At 55.3% G+C, this 1,189-nt stretch carries 1 pseudogene; it reads left to right on the forward strand.

Features of this window, described 5'->3' with window-relative positions:
• Positions 1–1,189: pseudogene (locus tag ACFSSA_RS15715) on the forward strand (hypothetical protein); the annotation flags it as partial.

A 1,189-nucleotide genomic window follows, 5' to 3' on the forward strand; every position in this document is an offset into this window, starting at 1 on the left:
TGATCGCATCGAGCGACAGAACACTTGTAGTCTGCCGTGGCTCCCAAATCTTTGCGGAAGGCACCGCGCAGAACCCGATCATCTTCACATCGATGGATGATTACAATCATCGCACGGATCCAACCAACTTCCCAAATGCTCCGCAGATCGGCGATAACGGCCAGTGGGGCGGCGTGATCATCCTCGGTAACGCACCAATCAACTTCTATGTTTCGGGTAATCCGTTCACCGGAGCGACCACTGGTAATACAAACCTGGGAGAAAACAAAATCGAAGGTATTCCTTCCGGTGCGGACCTCGACTTCGATGGCTTTGGCGATCTGATCGAATACGGCCAGGATAACGGGAAAGCTTCATCTGGAACAGCGACACTTACAGCAGGCACAGCCAACCCGGCGGATAATTCCGGGGTGTTTAAATACGTTTCCATCCGCTTCGGTGGTCAAGCGATTGCCCAGGATGATGAAGTCAATGGCCTCACCATGGGTGGTGTTGGCAGCGGCACAACCATCGAGCACGTCGAGGTTTTCAATAACTCCGACGATGGCTTCGAATGGTTCGGCGGCACAGTGAACTGCAAAAACCTGGTTGCCGCATTCAACGAGGATGAGGCATTCGATATGGACGAAGGCTATGCTGGTACAATCCAATTTGCTTTCGCAATCCGTGAGGATTTCCCGGACGGTTCCAACACGGTTGAAAACGTCAGTGAGCTTGACGGCGGTAACGGTTCCTCGAAAACCGGCACCCCTCTAACTTCTGCCAAAGTTTATAACGCGACACTTCTTGGCGCGGGACGGACAGGAGCGGTATCCTCGCAGGGCACGCTCTTCCGCATGAAGGACAACTATGCCGGGCAATGGCACAACTCGGTTTTCGATGACTTCGGGGGCAACCTCGTCCGCATTGACGACACCAACACAGCGGCACGCGTGGGCACCGAACTTCTTGTGAATAACAGCACATGGGGCCGTTTCAACGGAGTGGCAGCCGAAGGACAAACGTCTGCAGCCAATGCGCTCATCGCGCAAACCGGTAACTCGGCGGTGAACACCGATCCACAACTCCGCGGAGTGAGCCGCACAAACAACGGAGGTCTCGATCCGCGCCCTCTGGCAAACAGCCCGCTTCTCAGCGCATCCCTCAGCCCTGTTCCGGCAGGTCTTGAGACAGTTAGCTACCGCGGTGC

Origin of the sequence: Luteolibacter algae (genome assembly GCF_042683045.1) — a bacterium.
GTDB classification, from domain to species: Bacteria; Verrucomicrobiota; Verrucomicrobiia; order Verrucomicrobiales; family Akkermansiaceae; genus Luteolibacter; species Luteolibacter algae.